The following is a 17,665-nucleotide window of genomic DNA, read 5'->3' on the forward strand; positions in this document are numbered from 1 at the left end:
ATGGAAGATTACTTTCTGCTGTTTAAAGATAGCCTATTATCATCGTTAATCTTGCCTATACACCAAGGCTTTATGTTTGAAGCTATGCTGTACTTTAGATCACATCACAATCTACTACTTATGTTATTTTTTGGAGTACTAGGATCAAGCCTTGGTGGAATAGTTAATTGGTACTTAGGTAGAATAACAATCTCTATACGAAAATCATACCACAAATTAGAAAACGAATATACAATGCCAAAAGTTACAAAAAATTTGCTAATTTTTGCAACTTTATTACTTTCATGGGTGCCAGCACTTGGAAGTGTGATTCAAATTTTATCAGGTTATTTCAAGTTAAACCTTTATATCCTTGCCCCTTTAATCATTCTATCTAATTTCTTCTATTTGTTATATCTAATACTTACTTTTGGAGTATAACAGCTATAGTATTACAGCTATTAAAGCCCACTTCTGTCATCCTATGCCCTGATAGAAGCGGAGCTATAAATTAAATGCAAATTTCTAGTAATAGGATGCACCATGAGCTAAAAGCAATTCTACAAGTTCTTGGTGATTATATTTAGTAACCGTTCACGGAGATAAGGTGGTTTACAAAGTAAGTATAAAAGTGTAAAGAGATAGGAAGCTAAATATGGAATGGGTAAATGACAACAGTGCTGCAAGAAAAGGTTGTAGCAGAAAACGCTAATCTCAAGGAAGAAATAAAAGCACTGATCAGAGAAAATGATAGCTTGAAAGCAAAAATAGTTGAATTAGAAGACAAATTGGGCTTAAATTCGCAAAATTCATCGCTGCCACCATCACGAGATATATATCGTAAGAAAGCAAAAAAGAAAAGTGATAAAAAACCAGGAGGTCAGCCAGGACATAAGGTGCATAAGCGTGAATTAATGGCTGCAGACGAGGTAGTGAGATGCACAATTGATACAATTTGTATGTGTGGAGGTAAGATTACTTTAGAAGATGAAATTATTCATCAGAAGGCAGAGTTGCCAGAAATTAAGCCAATTGTAACTGAGTACAGGTTGCAAAGAGGACATTGTAGAGTATGTAATAAAAGAATTACAGCAAATTTACCCGAAGGTGTTGCAAGAGATTTTCTAGGACCCAATGCTAAAACAGTTATAAGCAGCCTTAGCGGCTTTTTTATTAACTCAAAAAGAGAGGTACAGCAAATTTTGGGCAGTATTTTTAATCTAAATATAAGCCTTGGTTTAGTCTCAAATACTGAACGCAGGGTATCGAAGAAGTGTGCATCTGAATATGAGAAAATGAAGGAAGAGTTGCAAGGAAGCGAGTATTTGCATATAGACGAAACAGGGCACAGAAATCAAGGAAAGAGAGGCTGGAGTTGGGTAATAACAAACAAAGCGTTGACACTTCTGAAGGTAAGCGAGTCTCGTGGTAAGAAGGTGTTGAAGAGTTTACTGCCAGAATATGATGGTATATTTGTGAGCGATAGATACGCTGTATACAATTACTTCAATCATGAAAATAGACAGATATGTTGGGCACATCTGGCAAGAGATTTTGAGAGATTTGCCCATAGTAAAAATGTTGAAGTGAGCAAAATTGGCCAAGCACTAAAATCGCTCAGCAATAAGGTGTTTGTAGTAGATAAGGCAAAAAAACAAAATTTGATAGATAATTTGAGATTTTATCGACTGGTGCGAAAAATTCGGAAAAGGGTAAAACATTTTTTACGTAAAATGACGAGGGTTGCAAATAGCACTCAAGCTTCAAGAATGGCCGCTAAGATGTTACGATCTGAGGATATGATGTGGAAGTTTTTAAGAAAACCTGAAGTGATAGAAACAACTAATAACCTTGCAGAACGGCAAATTAGACGGTACGTAATTTATCGTAAAAACAGCTTTTTCACCTGGTCAGAACGTGGAGAAAGATTCGTGGAAAGAATGTTGTCGATATTTTTGACATCACGTCTCAATGGCCAGAACCCCTTTCAAAAGCTACAGAATCTAGTAGCTGTCACTGCTTAGTTCTTTAATTCATTCTCACAATCCGTGAACGGTTACCAACTAATAACCTTGCAGAACGGCAAATTAGACGGTACGTAATTTATCGTAAAAACAGCTTTTTCACCTGGTCAGAACGTGGAGAAAGATTCGTGGAAAGAATGTTGTCGATATTTTTGACATCACGTCTAAATGGCCAGAACCCCTTTCAAAAGCTACAGAATCTAGTAGCTGTCACTGCTTAGTTCTTTAATTCATTCTCACAATCCGTGAACGGTTACCAGTAGACTGCTCACTCTTTTGAGTAAGTTGCTCCTCAGTTGTTACAGCAGGTTGATTACCCTGCCCAGTTTCATTAACTTTGGATCCTAAAATTTTACTAATACCATCAAGAATTTTCCCATCCCATCCTTCTTTTTTCTTTTCATCTCGTGAATGAGGGTTATATAAAGTACCTTTTTTGTCATTTGAAAAAAGAACCTCCACTCCCCCTTTTATGGCGAATATTGTACCAATAACGGCAGCAACTATCGCGAGTGTAGTAGGACCAAAAATTAATATTGAAGCAATGGAAAAAGAAATAGGAAGAAAAATCTTACGTAAGAATGCTGTTGCCATCTCTTCATCACTGAGTGGTGGTTCATCCTCTTCTTTTTTATCTTTACCTAAGAATGGTATTTTTTCTTTCACCCCATTCATAAAAGAGCTGGAAATATTTTTTGGGTCTATCTTTATTCCAAACGGCCACCCAGCAAGCTTTATGAATGAATCTTTAGCTTCTGTACCACGTATATCAGCTACACATTCAGCTACTTCTTGCTTTATTTTGTTATTCTTTAAATTCTCTTCACTAGCTAAATTTTTTTCTCTAATTTTTTCAAATACGGAAAGTAAAAGCTGACAAAAGTTTTCTTCACTTAGTAACTTTATATCTTCTTGATTAATATTATTGAATATACCTTCATGATTTTTTGATATAAAAGTAAAAATTTTCTTTTCATTTCCATTCTGTAATCGCTCTAATCGTTCATCTAATGACTTCAGATCATCCTGTAATTCTTGTTTTTCTCGATCTGGAAGTTCTTCTTTCAATTTCTGTTCCTTCTTTTCTATTTCCTGTTTCGTTTGCTTTTTTAGATTTTCTAGAGTTTCTGGATTTTCTAAAGTATCTAGGAAAGCACGATAGATTAACTGGTGCTCCTCGTTTTTAAATTTAAAAACTTTCTCATCTTTGTTAGTTACCTGATTTGAAGGCTCCAAATTCTTTGTTTGTGGAGTTAATATTTTTGTCATAACTGAGTTACTCACATTTACTATACTTTAATTGTAACATATTTTTCATATTAATTCAAATAATCTATACTCTTAGAATCCGCCATGTTTAAGTCATAATTAAGAGCCCAGTTGTCGCCAATTTTTATTTCTACTTCAAGTGGTATAGAAATTTCTATTGCATTTTCCATTACGTCTTTCATAAGTTTTGCTGTTTCTTGCACCTTTTCGTCCTCTACTTCAACCAGTAGTTCATCGTGAACCTGGAGGATTATTTTACCTATCTTCAGCTGATCAAAAAGCTGAATCTTCGCACGTTTTATTATATCAGCAGCGGTTCCTTGCAGTGGTGCATTTATTGCTGCCCTTTCTGCAAATTGTCTTACATAAGGAATTGTATTGTTTATGTCTCTTACAAAGCATCTCCTGCCAAACAAAGTTTCTACATAACCATGCAATCTTGCGATAGACACTGCTTTTTCCATATAGACCTTTATTTCTGGGTAACAGGAAAAATAGTAATTAATGTATTCAGCAGCTTCCGCAATGGTAATTCCAAGCCGTTTTGCAAGGCCAAACGGGCTGATTCCATATATAATTCCAAAATTAATGGATTTTGCTTTGCGTCTTAATTGCTCATCTATTTCTTGCACTCCAAAAACTTGCCTAGCGGTGATATCGTGAATATCTTGTCCGTTTGCAAAAGCTTCTTTAAATGCTGCAACGTTTGCAACGTGTGCCAGGAGCCTCAATTCTATTTGCGAATAGTCAGCAGAGATTATCTTGCACCCTTTTGGCACAATAAATGCTTGTCTGATAAGATTTCCCTCTTCGCTTCTGATAGGAATATTCTGTAAATTAGGATTGCTGGAGCTCAGCCTTCCAGTTGCAGTTATTGAAAAGCTTGTGTGTATTCTATCATCGAGCGGATCAACCTGTTTTATTAATGCATCAGTGTAGGTACTCTTCAATTTACTTGAATGTCGCCAACTTAAAATTTTACCTGCAATTTCTACCCCTTCTTCTTCGAGTGCCTCTAGAACTTCATAATTGGTGCTATACGATCCAGATTTTGACTTTTTCTTTTTATTAAGCCCCATTTTATTAAATAAAACATCACTTAATTGTTTTGGTGACGCAATGTTGAATTTCTCCCCTGCCAAATTATATATCTCACTTTCAAGTACAGCAATTACCTGCTGAAATTTATCGGACAGCTCCTGTAGTTTTTGAATATTTAGTAATATTCCATTTTTCTCCATATTAAATATCACTTTCATAAGTGGCTTATCGAAGCGCTCGTAAATTGTGAACAATTTTTCCTGAAATAACCTTTGCTTTAGCTTTTCATGAATTGCTATTAAAGTTTTTGCCGAGAAAATTTCTGCATTTTCACTCAAATTATGCGCAACTATGTTTGGAATACTGTGATCATGTTTTCCTGTATCCAAGCTATACGACATTATCATCAAATCATCAACTGAATCTAGCATCTTCTCCACTGCAGGGAAGATTTTCCTCATCTCTTTAATGTTATGTATTATTTTAAGCACCCCATTTGAGAGTAAAGTTGAGTTGATTGTAATGAGTGCATTTTGTATGCTATCTTGCTCTATACAAAAAATATTACTTTCGCTATAAGATAGACTTAATACATTGTTTTCAAGGTGGTAATGAATTGCAATTTTGCCTTCATATCTACAATGCTCCAAAAATTTCTCTAACTCTTCACTACTATATTCTATTTTCTCTTTTGTGCTAGATCCATTATAGGAAAAAAGCTTTTCTATTTTACCTATTAAGGAATTGAATTCATACTTCTTTAAAAAGGATAATAGTTTTTCCATATTTGGAGGGCGAACTTCACATTTTGCAATATCATGTTGAAGGTCTACTTTTTCGCATAGTGATAAAAGTTCTCTTGAAATTAGCGCTTTTTCCTTATGTTCAGCAAGAATATTACGAATCCTCGTTTGCTCGATGTTATCAATGTTCTCTATAATATTATTCAATGAATCAAATTCATCTAGTAATTTAGCTGCAGTCTTCGGACCTATTCCCGGAACGCCTGGAATGTTGTCAGATGCATCACCAGTTAGAGAAAATAAATCAAGAAGCTTGTGTGAGTTTACACCAAATTTTTCTATTACTTGTTTTTCATCTATATATATATTTTTAATGGGGTCGAATATTAAAATATTGTGGTTCAAGAGTTGAAATAAATCTTTATCTGATGAAACGACTACCACTTTAAAGTCTTGGTGGTTGGCGTATTTTGCAGCTAGTGTTGCGATTATGTCATCTGCTTCATAACCTTCAATTTCTTCATAGCTGAGGTTAAAAGCTTCTACCGCTTCCCTCAGTATGGTGAACTGTGGAATTAGATCCTCAGGAGGGGTTACTCTGTTTGCTTTGTATTCAGGATATAAATTGTGCCTAAAATTCTTTTTTCCTGCATCAAGTGCTATAGTTAAGTAGTCCGAATGGGCAATGTACTTAAGAACCATATTCAGAAAGCCATATACACCACCTATTGGCATTCCTGTTGTGGTAATTAAGTGAGGTAGTACATAGTAAGCTCTGAAAAGAAAACCATAGCCATCGATGATTGTGAAAGTTTTTTCTTTCATTGTAGATATTTATGCGTGCTTTTGATGGTCCACTATTTAGCTGCGAAAATCAAGTTTTTGTTTTTCTGCTTTTGAGCATTGTAAGAGATTCTGCCGAAAATAGCATTCATGCATGGTTATACCAATTAGACTTCTTGCATAACCATATGACGAACTTTTATTGGGAATAGAAACGAAAAAACTTACTTGACAAACTCCGCCAGCCCCCTTATCATGAAACTGAAGGTATTCAGTTATCTTCATCTGTGCAGATTAAACAGCAAGAAAACAACGTAGTTGGCGTCTTATTTTTAATTTTTTGCACTATGTGCACCTTATGTCTTCACAACATTTCTAGGTTTTTGCCTATATAAGCTGAAACGCGCTTATAAGTCGTTTAAGACAGTATAGTACGCCAATTTGCAGGATTAGAGAGTGACAACTAGCTAACACGGGGTTTCTTTTGCCTTTTTTTCTGCTTAGTAAATTTCTTAAACATTTTAGCTAAGGTAAGTTGTATTTAAAAGCAGCTAAATTGCAGTGTTTAAGACTTAAAAAACGCCAATGTTTTTAAATAGATATTAATCGGGGCTTCTTTTGCCTTTTTTTTTATTTGGTAAATTTCTTAATATTTGTGGCTAAACGACAATCGTCATCCCGCTGCTTGTTAGCGGGATCTAGAGATACCGCGGCGGTATGACGGTTCACGGCGGTATAGTAACTCGTCATCCCGCTACTTGTTAGCGGGTGAGATACCGCGGCGGTATGACGGTTCGCGGTGGTATAGTAACTCGTCATCCCGCTACTTGTTAGCGGCTAAGAGATACCGCGGCGGTATGACGGTGTAGATGATGGTTAAGTAATTCGTCATCCCGCTGCTTGTTAGCGGGATCTAGAGATACCGCGGCGGTATGACGGTTCGCGGTGGTATAGTAACTCGTCATCCCGCTACTTGTTAGCGGCTAAGAGATACCGCGGCGGTATGACGGTGTAGATGATGGTTAAGTAATTCGTCATCCCGCTGCTTGTTAGCGGGATCTATGCTAAAAGATACCGCGAATGAATCGCGGTATGACGGTTCGCGGTGGTATGACGATAACCTCGTCATCCTGCTACGTGTTAGCGGGTGAGATACCGCGGCGGTATGACGGTTCGCGGTGGCATCTCGTCATCCCGCTACTTGTTAGCGGGATCTAGAGAGTAACCGTTCACGGAGATAAGGTGGTTTACAAAGTAAGTATAAAAGTGTAAAGAGATAGGAAGCTAAATATGGAATGGGTAAATGACAACAGTGCTGCAAGAAAAGGTTGTAGCAGAAAACGCTAATCTCAAGGAAGAAATAAAAGCACTGATCAGAGAAAATGATAGCTTGAAAGCAAAAATAGTTGAATTAGAAGACAAATTGGGCTTAAATTCGCAAAATTCATCGCTGCCACCATCACGAGATATATATCGTAAGAAAGCAAAAAAGAAAAGTGATAAAAAACCAGGAGGTCAGCCAGGACATAAGGTGCATAAGCGTGAATTAATGGCTGCAGACGAGGTAGTGAGATGCACAATTGATACAATTTGTATGTGTGGAGGTAAGATTACTTTAGAAGATGAAATTATTCATCAGAAGGCAGAGTTGCCAGAAATTAAGCCAATTGTAACTGAGTACAGGTTGCAAAGAGGACATTGTAGAGTATGTAATAAAAGAATTACAGCAAATTTACCCGAAGGTGTTGCAAGAGATTTTCTAGGACCCAATGCTAAAACAGTTATAAGCAGCCTTAGCGGCTTTTTTATTAACTCAAAAAGAGAGGTACAGCAAATTTTGGGCAGTATTTTTAATCTAAATATAAGCCTTGGTTTAGTCTCAAATACTGAACGCAGGGTATCGAAGAAGTGTGCATCTGAATATGAGAAAATGAAGGAAGAGTTGCAAGGAAGCGAGTATTTGCATATAGACGAAACAGGGCACAGAAATCAAGGAAAGAGAGGCTGGAGTTGGGTAATAACAAACAAAGCGTTGACACTTCTGAAGGTAAGCGAGTCTCGTGGTAAGAAGGTGTTGAAGAGTTTACTGCCAGAATATGATGGTATATTTGTGAGCGATAGATACGCTGTATACAATTACTTCAATCGTGAAAATAGACAGATATGTTGGGCACATCTGGCAAGAGATTTTGAGAGATTTGCCCATAGTAAAAATGTTGAAGTGAGCAAAATTGGCCAAGCACTAAAATCGCTCAGCAATAAGGTGTTTGTAGTAGATAAGGCAAAAAAACAAAATTTGATAGATAATTTGAGATTTTATCGACTGGTGCGAAAAATTCGGAAAAGGGTAAAACATTTTTTACGTAAAATGACGAGGGTTGCAAATAGCACTCAAGCTTCAAGAATGGCCGCTAAGATGTTACGATCTGAGGATATGATGTGGAAGTTTTTAAGAAAACCTGAAGTGATAGAAACAACTAATAACCTTGCAGAACGGCAAATTAGACGGTACGTAATTTATCGTAAAAACAGCTTTTTCACCTGGTCAGAACGTGGAGAAAGATTCGTGGAAAGAATGTTGTCGATATTTTTGACATCACGTCTCAATGGCCAGAACCCCTTTCAAAAGCTACAGAATCTAGTAGCTGTCACTGCTTAGTTCTTTAATTCATTCTCACAATCCGTGAACGGTTACAAGATTTCTCCCCAATTGTTCTAATACCAATTCTCATTATTAGTGAATCAAATAAGAGGCATTGCAGAGTTGTTTAATTGTGGAGTGAGAAAGAGAGGCAATAAATTTGCACAAAGCGCTCTCAAGCAGAGCAATTGTATCATAGATTTTATTGCGCAAAATGTTCTGTTTTATGTATAACCAAAACCTCTCAACAGTCAGGTGAATATGGAGGTAGGTATATAATGTCAATATTTTTAGGCACCTTTAAATTTTTTGACTTATGCCAACTAGCACAATCCATGATAAGAAATGCTTCCCTTGTTCCTAAATATTGTGACATCTGCTCAAGGAATATATTCATACAATCAGTATTGACGTTTGAGCCAGAACTCTCTCCATTTCTGGTGCACTATAGAGATAAAAATTTTCCTACCTAGTTTTACCTTAACCTGTGTCCTAATGCCTTTTTTAAACCACCCGTGTCCAATCTTTGAATGTGTGCCAAACCGCGATTCATCGAAGAAAAACAGCTCTTTTTCAGGATACATGACAATAGTTTCATTAAGATTTTTTTTTAAACTCCTCTTGTTTACTTTTATCTTGTCCGTTATGCACTGGTCTTGGTGTGATATATGAGAATTTCATTCTTTGCATATTACGGTGTACTGTAGACTTGCTAAACCAAACCTTTCCTGAATTCTTATTTTCATTTCTTTTATAGTAATATTGGGGTTTTCCTCTATCCACACCTCAACTTGTTCACGTTGACTTTGATTCAATATAGTTTTTCTACGTCGTTGAGGTGGAGCAAATAATTTTTCTTCTCTTCCAAACTTTAGGTCATGCAGTAAGTGCCTTTCTTGAAATGCAACATATTTTTGCTACGGCTGTTATACTATGCTTTTTTGCTGCAATTACAGCATTTAGTTTTTTTGCAACATATGCATTATTTCTTACTTTCTTCAGCATTTCTTTTGCTCACTTTTTCATCCAATAATTTTGATCTTAATGCCATTTAAACCTCGCTATTTTACTTACTCCAGTATGGCTTTTTTTCCATTATTGTCTATCCGTTACTTGTATAGCGGGAATTGGTATAACTAATTTACTTATCAACATATCCACTAACTATAATCTGTATACCGCTACACAGTTAGAAGTATTTTTTGATTTTACAATACAGCTTGAGATTCAATTTTTATAATTTTCTTGTTGACTAGCCAGACGGTACCTACCTTCTCGGCTTGCTGCTTTTGATAAAGTGTGGTTTTCAAGACAATATCAAATAGATCCTATTAAAAATCAATCGAATCTTCACATGTTTGTTCTTCATAAAAGAAGTTCAATGTTATCGTAGTACCAAGTTTTGCTTCACTTTTAATGTCGAAAGTTCCACCCATTAACTCTACTAATTTCTTGCTTAGCGGTAATCCGATGCCCGTACCTTCATTTCTATATCCCGAATCTGCTTGGCCAAAAACAGACATAACTTTATATATATCCTGCTGCATTATTCCTATTCCATTGTCATGAAACTCAATAGTTAATAAGTTTTTTTCTATATTTTCTTTTATCACCATTCTTATTAAACCATCTTTGGGAGTAAACTTGATTGAGTTTGATAATAAATTTATTATAACTTGTTTCATTCTCTTAGGATCTGCAATGACTAATAATTGTTTATTAGTCGTCTCTTTTTTTAAATTAATCCCGGCTTCTTTTAATTTAGGTAATAGCATATTTACGCATGAATCTATTATTTTGTTCAGGTTAAACTTCACTTTTTCTACTGTTAAACTACTTGATTCAGCTTTTGAAAAATCTAACACATCATTAATTAAGGTAAGTAAGTGTGTTCCTGCATTATATATATCGTCTGCATACTCCTTGTATTGAGAGTTATCCATTGAACCTAAAGTTTCATTTTTGATCAACTCCGCAAATCCAATAATAGCATTAAGAGGTGTGCGTAATTCATGTGTAACGCTTGCAAAAAATTTTAGCTTATTTGCATTTTCTTGCTCTAATGCCTCTTTTATCTGCTGTAATTCAATGTTAGTTTTATGTTGCTTGGCTAGCATTTGGGTATTAGAAAATTGCAAATAGAACATTATTAATATTAAAATTATTAATAATAAGCCCAAAAATGTTAAAAATAGGCCATATGCTATAACATAAGAATTATTGTAGTTTCGAAGAATCTTCAAAAAAAACGAAGGTTTAACGCTATTTTCATGGAATATAGGAAAAATAGAAGTTAATGTATTTCCTGTAGTATAAAATATTTCTTGGTTACTTAATAGTTCATCAATTTCATCGTTTGTAAGTAACTGTTCATAATCATAATCTTGAGTGTTAAAATTACTGAATATTATTCTGCTGTTTTGATCATACAGTATTAAGCTGAAATCCTTTACTTTGCTCACTGATTGTAATAATTCAGCACGCAGTTTTACCAGTTGGTTTATGTAGTCAAAATTTTTGTATTTAATGTGATGCTTTTCTATTAGTAAATAATGGTATTTTTTTATTATGCCATTTTCCAGTATACTTTTTAAGTTTACACTTGAATCACGGTAAGAAGAAAGGAAATTACTCCTTAGTAAATAATTACAATATATCACACTGAATAAAATCATAAAGATCGATGAGAGTAATGCAATAACTTTTGTGTATTTGTTTTTCTCCAGCGCAGAAAACATTGATTTACCTAGCTTATACATATTCTTCTTATTGTGAAACAACGGTTTTTATGTTATTAATAATAAAATTTAGCATATAATATTTTATGACAATTTCTCCTATTTTGCCAGTTTATTCTCCTGTTAACATAAATTTTTCTTATGGTAAAGGTATTTACTTGTATGATATTGACGGTAAGCGCTACGTAGATTTTCACTCTGGAATAGCCGTTAGTAGCTTAGGTCACACCAATTCGCGATTAATTAGTGCTCTAAAATTGCAAGGAGAAGAATTATGGCATATATCAAATACCTATAATATACCTGCTGCCAATAATTTTGCAGAAAAATTAATAAACAACAGTTTCGCTGACACTGTATTTTTCTCAAATTCTGGATCAGAGGCAGTAGAATGTGGGCTTAAGATTGCTAGGGTCTATCAAAACGGAAAAGGCAATAAAAACCGTCACAGAATTTTAACATTCCATGGTGCATTTCATGGAAGAACCTTCCTAACTTGTGCTGCAAACGATAAACAGAAATTTTCTGAATTACTGAGTCCCTGTATTGATTGGTGTGATAATATCGAGCCCAATATTGAGAGCATAAAGAAAGCAATTTCTAATGACATAGGTGTTATATTAATAGAACCAATACAAGGGCAAGGTGGTATCAAAGTAATGAATGAAGCCTTTATGAAAGAACTAAGAAAGCTGTGTGATGAAAATGACATATTGTTATTTTTTGATTGCGTACAATGCGGTGCTGGTAGGACAGGAAAATTATTCGCATACGAACATATAGGAGTGGAACCTGATATATGTGCTCTTGCAAAGGGAATAGGAGGAGGCTTTCCGCTAGGGGCTTGTCTTGCAACTGAAAGGGCTGCTAAGTATATGGCGGTCGGTATGCACGGTTCCACTTTTGGTGGCAATCCGCTTGCAACCTCAGTAGGTAATGCTGTGCTCGAAGAATTGCTCAGTCCTGGCTTTTTGAAAAATGTTGAAATTAGAGGTAAGTATTTAAAAAATAAATTAGAAGACTTAGCAAGTAAATTTCCAATAATAGAAGAAGTGAGAGGGAAAGGGTTAATGCTTGGAATAAAGGTGAAAGCAAACAATAAAAAGTTTGCAGAAGAGCTAAGTTATCGCGGCTTGCTTACTGTTGGGGTAACATCAGATAACGTTGTGAGAATTTTACCTCCACTAATTATCACTGAAAATGAGATTGATGAAGGAATTGAGATTCTTAGACAATACTTATCTGAAAAATCTTCTGATTAAGTGCTACGTATCAAGCAGATGCAGACACATAAGGAGATTTCTCTTCATGAGGTATTGGCTGTATCAGGACTGAAGATAGGTCAGTAGCTATAGCATCAGCCATCTCGTTCATGTATTTTACCTTATCCTGCTCTCTTATCAGTGTAAGCTCATTCATATCACTTAGTGAGTCAAACTTTGTTGCATCCTCAAATATAAATGATTGTATGATGCTTGTCGGAGTATAGAAAAAAGCGTTATTACCAAGCGACAATGTTATGTCTAATAAATCCTGTACTAAATCGTTTCTAAAAACGCATTGTAACCGTTCACGGATTGTGAGAATGAATTAAAGAACTAAGCAGTGACAGCTACTAGATTCTGTAGCTTTTGAAAGGGGTTCTGGCCATTTAGACGTGATGTCAAAAATATCGACAACATTCTTTCCACGAATCTTTCTCCACGTTCTGACCAGGTGAAAAAGCTGTTTTTACGATAAATTACGTACCGTCTAATTTGCCGTTCTGCAAGGTTATTAGTTGTTTCTATCACTTCAGGTTTTCTTAAAAACTTCCACATCATATCCTCAGATCGTAACATCTTAGCGGCCATTCTTGAAGCTTGAGTGCTATTTGCAACCCTCGTCATTTTACGTAAAAAATGTTTTACCCTTTTCCGAATTTTTCGCACCAGTCGATAAAATCTCAAATTATCTATCAAATTTTGTTTTTTTGCCTTATCTACTACAAACACCTTATTGCTGAGCGATTTTAGTGCTTGGCCAATTTTGCTCACTTCAACATTTTTACTATGGGCAAATCTCTCAAAATCTCTTGCCAGATGTGCCCAACATATCTGTCTATTTTCACGATTGAAGTAATTGTATACAGCGTATCTATCGCTCACAAATATACCATCATATTCTGGCAGTAAACTCTTCAACACCTTCTTACCACGAGACTCGCTTACCTTCAGAAGTGTCAACGCTTTGTTTGTTATTACCCAACTCCAGCCTCTCTTTCCTTGATTTCTGTGCCCTGTTTCGTCTATATGCAAATACTCGCTTCCTTGCAACTCTTCCTTCATTTTCTCATATTCAGATGCACACTTCTTCGATACCCTGCGTTCAGTATTTGAGACTAAACCAAGGCTTATATTTAGATTAAAAATACTGCCCAAAATTTGCTGTACCTCTCTTTTTGAGTTAATAAAAAAGCCGCTAAGGCTGCTTATAACTGTTTTAGCATTGGGTCCTAGAAAATCTCTTGCAACACCTTCGGGTAAATTTGCTGTAATTCTTTTATTACATACTCTACAATGTCCTCTTTGCAACCCGTACTCAGTTACAATTGGCTTAATTTCTGGCAACTCTGCCTTCTGATGAATAATTTCATCTTCTAAAGTAATCTTACCTCCACACATACAAATTGTATCAATTGTGCATCTCACTACCTCGTCTGCAGCCATTAATTCACGCTTATGCACCTTATGTCCTGGCTGACCTCCTGGTTTTTTATCACTTTTCTTTTTTGCTTTCTTACGATATATATCTCGTGATGGTGGCAGCGATGAATTTTGCGAATTTAAGCCCAATTTGTCTTCTAATTCAACTATTTTTGCTTTCAAGCTATCATTTTCTCTGATCAGTGCTTTTATTTCTTCCTTGAGATTAGCGTTTTCTGCTACAACCTTTTCTTGCAGCACTGTTGTCATTTACCCATTCCATATTTAGCTTCCTATCTCTTTACACTTTTATACTTACTTTGTAAACCACCTTATCTCCGTGAACGGTTACGAAATCTTGATAGGTTAAAAGAACAAAACCCTAAGCCACGGAGTTTTATAAGTGAATCAGCTATATCTCAAGTTATTGATACTTTACATAAAGCAACTAAAAACCAGGCTGTTGGTTAGTACCGTTACAGACAACAACTTCGTAGAGCTTGCTTGATATCATGTAAGCACCAGCTCCCACTATTAACGCAGATACAACTATTGCTAAAATGGGTAGTTGAACTGAATAACAGACCAAAGCTGTTGCTAGTGCAGCAACAATACCAACAGCAATTGCAATTTTTTGTTTTCTAGAAAATATTGGTGGCTCTTTTTGAGAATAAACCCCAGAATTAATAGGAGGGTGTCCCATTACTGTTTTCTCACTAGCTGCCTTCTCCCTTTTTTCTTTGCTATCAGAATCACCTCCTGTTTTTTTCTTACCGTGCTGTTTTACAGTACCTTTATCAGGCTCTTTTTGTGCAACATGCTGTTTTGTTACATTACCTTCCTCTTTTTTTGTTTCAGTTGATGCTCTTGGTTCACCCCAAAGCTCTCGCTTTATAACATGCAGGTTATCTCTGATATAGCGACATACCTCATACATTAGATCTTCTTCTTTCCGCTTTTCTACTTCTTGCTCCTTTCTTCTTAGCTGTTCTATAAAACCACACAGCTTTTGTTTTATAGGCACAAGTTCATTATTGAGTTCTGTATAACTGCTTTTAACCGTTTCTTTTTCTAGCGTAATTTCTAGCATTCCTACAAACGTCTGAAGGCTAGCGTACAGACTACTGTAGTATTCATCATTTAGCGTTTTTTTAAGACTGTTAAGATTACTGAGCTCTTGTTTCAGGTTATTAAAGAATTTCTTATCTGACGTTTCTTTAAAGTTTTCACAAAGCTCTTGCCTAGTGACCAGTGTAGACATTAGTTCCTTCGGTGGGCTACAAAATCGTACATGTAGTTTACCGATTACAGGGTTTCCTGGAAATGCAGCAATGATCTTGTCAAATAAATCGTAATATTTAATAAGAGGATTACCTTCAATCTCAATAACAGGCCCTTGAGAAAACTCTTGTTCAACTTCACCGTCAACAATAGTACCTTTAACGGCAAGCTTTATACCTGATATTCCAAGTATTTGAGGTATCGCTTTACTGCAAACTTGAAGGCCCCTTGTACTGATTAGGCCATTTCCTCTTATGATACTAACAAGTGACTCAAGGTCCTTATTCTTATCTACCAACTCAAGTAACTTTCTGTGGTACTCTATTGAATCCTTTTGCTTCCACGCTATAGGTACGAAGTTGATTTTCAATATTACTTTCAGGAGTGTAGCCACCAGTGTTCTTAGCATAAATATTAGCCCCATATTTTATAAAAAATTCTATTAAATCAATAAGTTGTTCTTTGAAAGCTTGTTCTCTATCTAATATGTCAAATGACTGACGAATAAGCTAATGTAAAACAGTATTTCCTCTATTATCCACCACTTCATTAATGTTTGCTCCACTTTCTAGTAGAAGTTTTGCTGACTCTGCGTTGAGACTTTCATCAGAATAACGGCATGCTCTGGATAATAGAGTTTTTAAATCATGAACATTATCATCATCATCCATTGCATTTGGATCTGCCCCTGCGTCTAATAATAATTTTACTACTTCTTTATTCTTATCTTCTTCGGTGTAAACAGCTCTACTTAACGGAGTCTGATTATTGCTATCTCTTATATTAATGTCAGCTCCCTTTTCCAATAAACATTGAATTAGTAGTATACATGCAGGCTCTTTTTCTCTGCATTCAATTGCCCTATGTAGTAGCGTTGTTTCTTTAACTCTATTTAAACTACTGTATAACTTGAACTTAAAACTTGGATTAAAATTACTATTTTTCCACTCTTCATATACAGTACTAAAATTTTCTCTTAACTGATTTTTTATTTCCTCATAAATTCCAGTATAACTAACCTTACCAGAGTCAATATTATTACTTATTCTTGCAAATATATTCCTAAACTTTTTTAATTGAGACTCACGTGGTGCCATATTACTCTAACCCTAAAATTATTTAATTGTACAATAAAGCTAAAGAAAGTCAAGTCCAGCACTTATTCAGGAAACAATAGCTTAAAAAGAGACTTAGTGTTAAATTTCTAATAGATTACTTATAAAAATAAATCTTATGGAAAGCAGAGCTAAGGCTTGGTTCATTTGGCTGATCAGTAACTTGGTTGTTATACTCAGCAATATTCAGATAGTTTATACTTTTATAAGTGTGAATCTTGAAAAAGAACTTGGACTTACAATCGCGCAAGTTGCGCTAGCTAATACCAATTCCTAAAAATAAATAGAGGAATAAAGAAAAATTTCTAAAATAGAATAATTTAAGAATTAGTGGGGAGTTATGGCAGGAAAAAGTAAAGCAATAGGAGAAGAATTATATAATAAGTGTAACCTGGAATTAAAGAAGCACGGCATAAGAGGAGAGATAGGAAGAAGATTACAGGCAATAATATCTGCAAAAGAATATGGAATAACAAAAGTTGCTCAAATATACCGAATTACTAGAACTACATTGATGAAGTGGATTACAAGATTTAAGGAAGGAGGAGTCAATGCGTTTAAAATACAACCAGGACGTGGAGTAAAGCCGAAGTTGAGCTACAAGCAGCAAGAAGAAATTAAAAATGTCATAGCAGAAGAAGGAGCCAACCTAACGGCTAAGAAATTAAAAATCATAATTGAGAAAATGTTTTCTATTGAGGTAAGTAAGTCTACAGCACATAGACTGATGCAAAAGTTAGGTTTTTCGTATATTACTCCAAGGCCTGTGCACAATAAACAGGATAAAAATAAACAAGAAGAGTTTAAAAAAAAATCTTAATGAAACTATTGTCACGTATCCCGAAAAAGAGCTATTTTTCTTCGATGAGTCGCGGTTTGGCACACATTCAAAGATTGGACACGGGTGGTTTAAAAAAGGCATTAGGACACAGGTTAAGGTAAAATTAGGTAGGCAAAACTTTTATCTCTATAGTGCAGTTAATCCTAGAAATCGAGAGAGTTCTAGCTTATTCGTACCAAACGTCAATACTGATTGTATGAATATATTCCTTGAGCAGATGTCACAATATTTAGGAACAAGGGAGGCATTTCTTGTTGTGGATTGTGCAGGATGGCATAGATCCAAAGGTTTAAAAATACCACAAAATATTACCTTAATCTATTTACCTCCATATTCACCAGAGTTAAATCCAGTAGAGCGTTTATGGCAATATTTGAAAGACAATCTCATTAAAAATAGAATATATGACTCTGTTAGTTTATTGGAGGATACTGTATGTGCATTCATTCGTAATATTACGGAAAGTTCGATCAAAACCATTTGTTCTGTGAGTTATTTGCCTACTTATTTATGAGATTTGGTATAA

Annotated in this window: 12 protein-coding genes and 3 pseudogenes; 7 read left to right on the forward strand and 8 right to left on the reverse strand. The window is 35.3% G+C overall.

Going from position 1 to position 17,665, the window contains the following annotated elements; all coding sequences use genetic code 11:
* The 3 genes and pseudogenes from WKH12_RS01410 to WKH12_RS01420 all read left to right on the forward strand — a co-directional run.
* Positions 1 to 420: a YqaA family protein gene (locus tag WKH12_RS01410; RefSeq protein WP_096560637.1), complete on the forward strand. Its 420-nt coding sequence runs from the start codon at positions 1 to 3 to the stop codon at positions 418 to 420.
* 227 nt (positions 421 to 647) lie between these two features.
* Positions 648 to 2,003, forward strand: coding sequence for an IS66 family transposase (tnpC, locus tag WKH12_RS01415; protein WP_434732115.1), 1,356 nt, complete (start codon positions 648 to 650; stop codon positions 2,001 to 2,003).
* Between the two features lie 20 nt (positions 2,004 to 2,023).
* Positions 2,024 to 2,113 (forward strand): annotated as a pseudogene (locus WKH12_RS01420) (IS66 family transposase); the annotation flags it as partial.
* Between the two features lie 115 nt (positions 2,114 to 2,228).
* Here the strand turns inward: WKH12_RS01420 and WKH12_RS01425 are convergent.
* Together WKH12_RS01425 and polA are read right to left on the reverse strand one after the other, a co-directional pair.
* Complete coding sequence (locus WKH12_RS01425) at positions 2,229 to 3,272, reverse strand: hypothetical protein (RefSeq protein WP_434732457.1); 1,044 nt, start codon at positions 3,270 to 3,272, stop codon at positions 2,229 to 2,231.
* Positions 3,273 to 3,322: 50 nt separating this feature from the next.
* Complete coding sequence (gene polA / locus WKH12_RS01430) at positions 3,323 to 5,881, reverse strand: DNA polymerase I (RefSeq protein ID WP_434732458.1); 2,559 nt, start codon at positions 5,879 to 5,881, stop codon at positions 3,323 to 3,325.
* Positions 5,882 to 7,142: 1,261 nt separating this feature from the next.
* On the opposite strand from polA, the gene tnpC (WKH12_RS01435) reads away from it, so the two are divergent.
* A complete protein-coding gene (gene tnpC / locus WKH12_RS01435) occupies positions 7,143 to 8,498 on the forward strand; it encodes an IS66 family transposase (RefSeq protein ID WP_434732010.1) in 1,356 nt (451 codons plus the stop codon).
* A gap of 75 nt (positions 8,499 to 8,573) precedes the next feature.
* Here tnpC (WKH12_RS01435) and WKH12_RS01440 read toward each other — a convergent pair.
* Together WKH12_RS01440 and WKH12_RS01445 are read right to left on the reverse strand one after the other, a co-directional pair.
* Positions 8,574 to 9,531, reverse strand: a pseudogene (locus WKH12_RS01440) (IS630 family transposase).
* A 280-nt stretch (positions 9,532 to 9,811) separates the two neighbouring features.
* Complete coding sequence (locus tag WKH12_RS01445) at positions 9,812 to 11,239, reverse strand: sensor histidine kinase (RefSeq protein ID WP_264688069.1); 1,428 nt, start codon at positions 11,237 to 11,239, stop codon at positions 9,812 to 9,814.
* A 65-nt stretch (positions 11,240 to 11,304) separates the two neighbouring features.
* On the opposite strand from WKH12_RS01445, the gene WKH12_RS01450 reads away from it, so the two are divergent.
* A complete protein-coding gene (locus WKH12_RS01450) occupies positions 11,305 to 12,480 on the forward strand; it encodes an aspartate aminotransferase family protein (RefSeq protein ID WP_434732459.1) in 1,176 nt (391 codons plus the stop codon).
* Between the two features lie 10 nt (positions 12,481 to 12,490).
* Here WKH12_RS01450 and WKH12_RS01455 read toward each other — a convergent pair whose 3' ends face one another.
* The 4 genes from WKH12_RS01455 to WKH12_RS01470 form a co-directional block, all read right to left on the reverse strand.
* On the reverse strand, positions 12,491 to 12,733 hold the full coding sequence (locus tag WKH12_RS01455) for a hypothetical protein (RefSeq protein ID WP_434732460.1): 243 nt from the start codon (positions 12,731 to 12,733) through the stop codon (positions 12,491 to 12,493).
* An 83-nt stretch (positions 12,734 to 12,816) separates the two neighbouring features.
* Positions 12,817 to 14,172: an IS66 family transposase gene (tnpC, locus tag WKH12_RS01460; protein ID WP_434732159.1), complete on the reverse strand. Its 1,356-nt coding sequence runs from the start codon at positions 14,170 to 14,172 to the stop codon at positions 12,817 to 12,819.
* Positions 14,173 to 14,350: 178 nt separating this feature from the next.
* On the reverse strand, positions 14,351 to 15,607 hold the full coding sequence (locus WKH12_RS01465) for a hypothetical protein (RefSeq protein ID WP_434732461.1): 1,257 nt from the start codon (positions 15,605 to 15,607) through the stop codon (positions 14,351 to 14,353).
* Between the two features lie 85 nt (positions 15,608 to 15,692).
* Entirely contained in the window at positions 15,693 to 16,280 is a 588-nt protein-coding gene (locus WKH12_RS01470; protein WP_434732462.1) for an ankyrin repeat domain-containing protein, read from the reverse strand.
* A 136-nt stretch (positions 16,281 to 16,416) separates the two neighbouring features.
* Here WKH12_RS01470 and WKH12_RS01475 point away from each other — a divergent pair.
* Positions 16,417 to 16,566: pseudogene (locus WKH12_RS01475) on the forward strand (MFS transporter); the annotation flags it as partial.
* A gap of 72 nt (positions 16,567 to 16,638) precedes the next feature.
* Positions 16,639 to 17,653 (forward strand): IS630 family transposase gene (locus tag WKH12_RS01480; protein WP_434732009.1). Its coding sequence is split into 2 segments (ribosomal slippage): positions 16,639 to 17,103 and positions 17,105 to 17,653, totalling 1,014 coding nucleotides; the frame shifts between segments, so codons are not numbered across the junction.
* Positions 17,654 to 17,665 lie beyond the last annotated feature (12 nt).

The organism is Wolbachia endosymbiont of Zygogramma bicolorata, from assembly GCF_051130665.1.
Classification (GTDB): Bacteria; Pseudomonadota; Alphaproteobacteria; order Rickettsiales; family Anaplasmataceae; genus Wolbachia.

Excerpts from the sequence above, each read along its gene's own strand:
- WKH12_RS01410 (WP_096560637.1), top strand. The coding sequence starts at position 1 with ATGGAAGATTACTTTCTGCTGTTTAAAGATAGCCTATTATCATCGTTA.
- tnpC (WP_434732115.1), top strand. The coding sequence starts at position 648 with ATGACAACAGTGCTGCAAGAAAAGGTTGTAGCAGAAAACGCTAATCTC.
- WKH12_RS01425 (WP_434732457.1), bottom strand. The coding sequence starts at position 3,272 with ATGACAAAAATATTAACTCCACAAACAAAGAATTTGGAGCCTTCAAAT.
- polA (WP_434732458.1), bottom strand. The coding sequence starts at position 5,881 with ATGAAAGAAAAAACTTTCACAATCATCGATGGCTATGGTTTTCTTTTC.
- tnpC (WP_434732010.1), top strand. The coding sequence starts at position 7,143 with ATGACAACAGTGCTGCAAGAAAAGGTTGTAGCAGAAAACGCTAATCTC.
- WKH12_RS01445 (WP_264688069.1), bottom strand. The coding sequence starts at position 11,239 with ATGTATAAGCTAGGTAAATCAATGTTTTCTGCGCTGGAGAAAAACAAA.
- WKH12_RS01450 (WP_434732459.1), top strand. The coding sequence starts at position 11,305 with ATGACAATTTCTCCTATTTTGCCAGTTTATTCTCCTGTTAACATAAAT.
- tnpC (WP_434732159.1), bottom strand. The coding sequence starts at position 14,172 with ATGACAACAGTGCTGCAAGAAAAGGTTGTAGCAGAAAACGCTAATCTC.
- WKH12_RS01465 (WP_434732461.1), bottom strand. The coding sequence starts at position 15,607 with ATGGGGCTAATATTTATGCTAAGAACACTGGTGGCTACACTCCTGAAA.
- WKH12_RS01470 (WP_434732462.1), bottom strand. The coding sequence starts at position 16,280 with ATGGCACCACGTGAGTCTCAATTAAAAAAGTTTAGGAATATATTTGCA.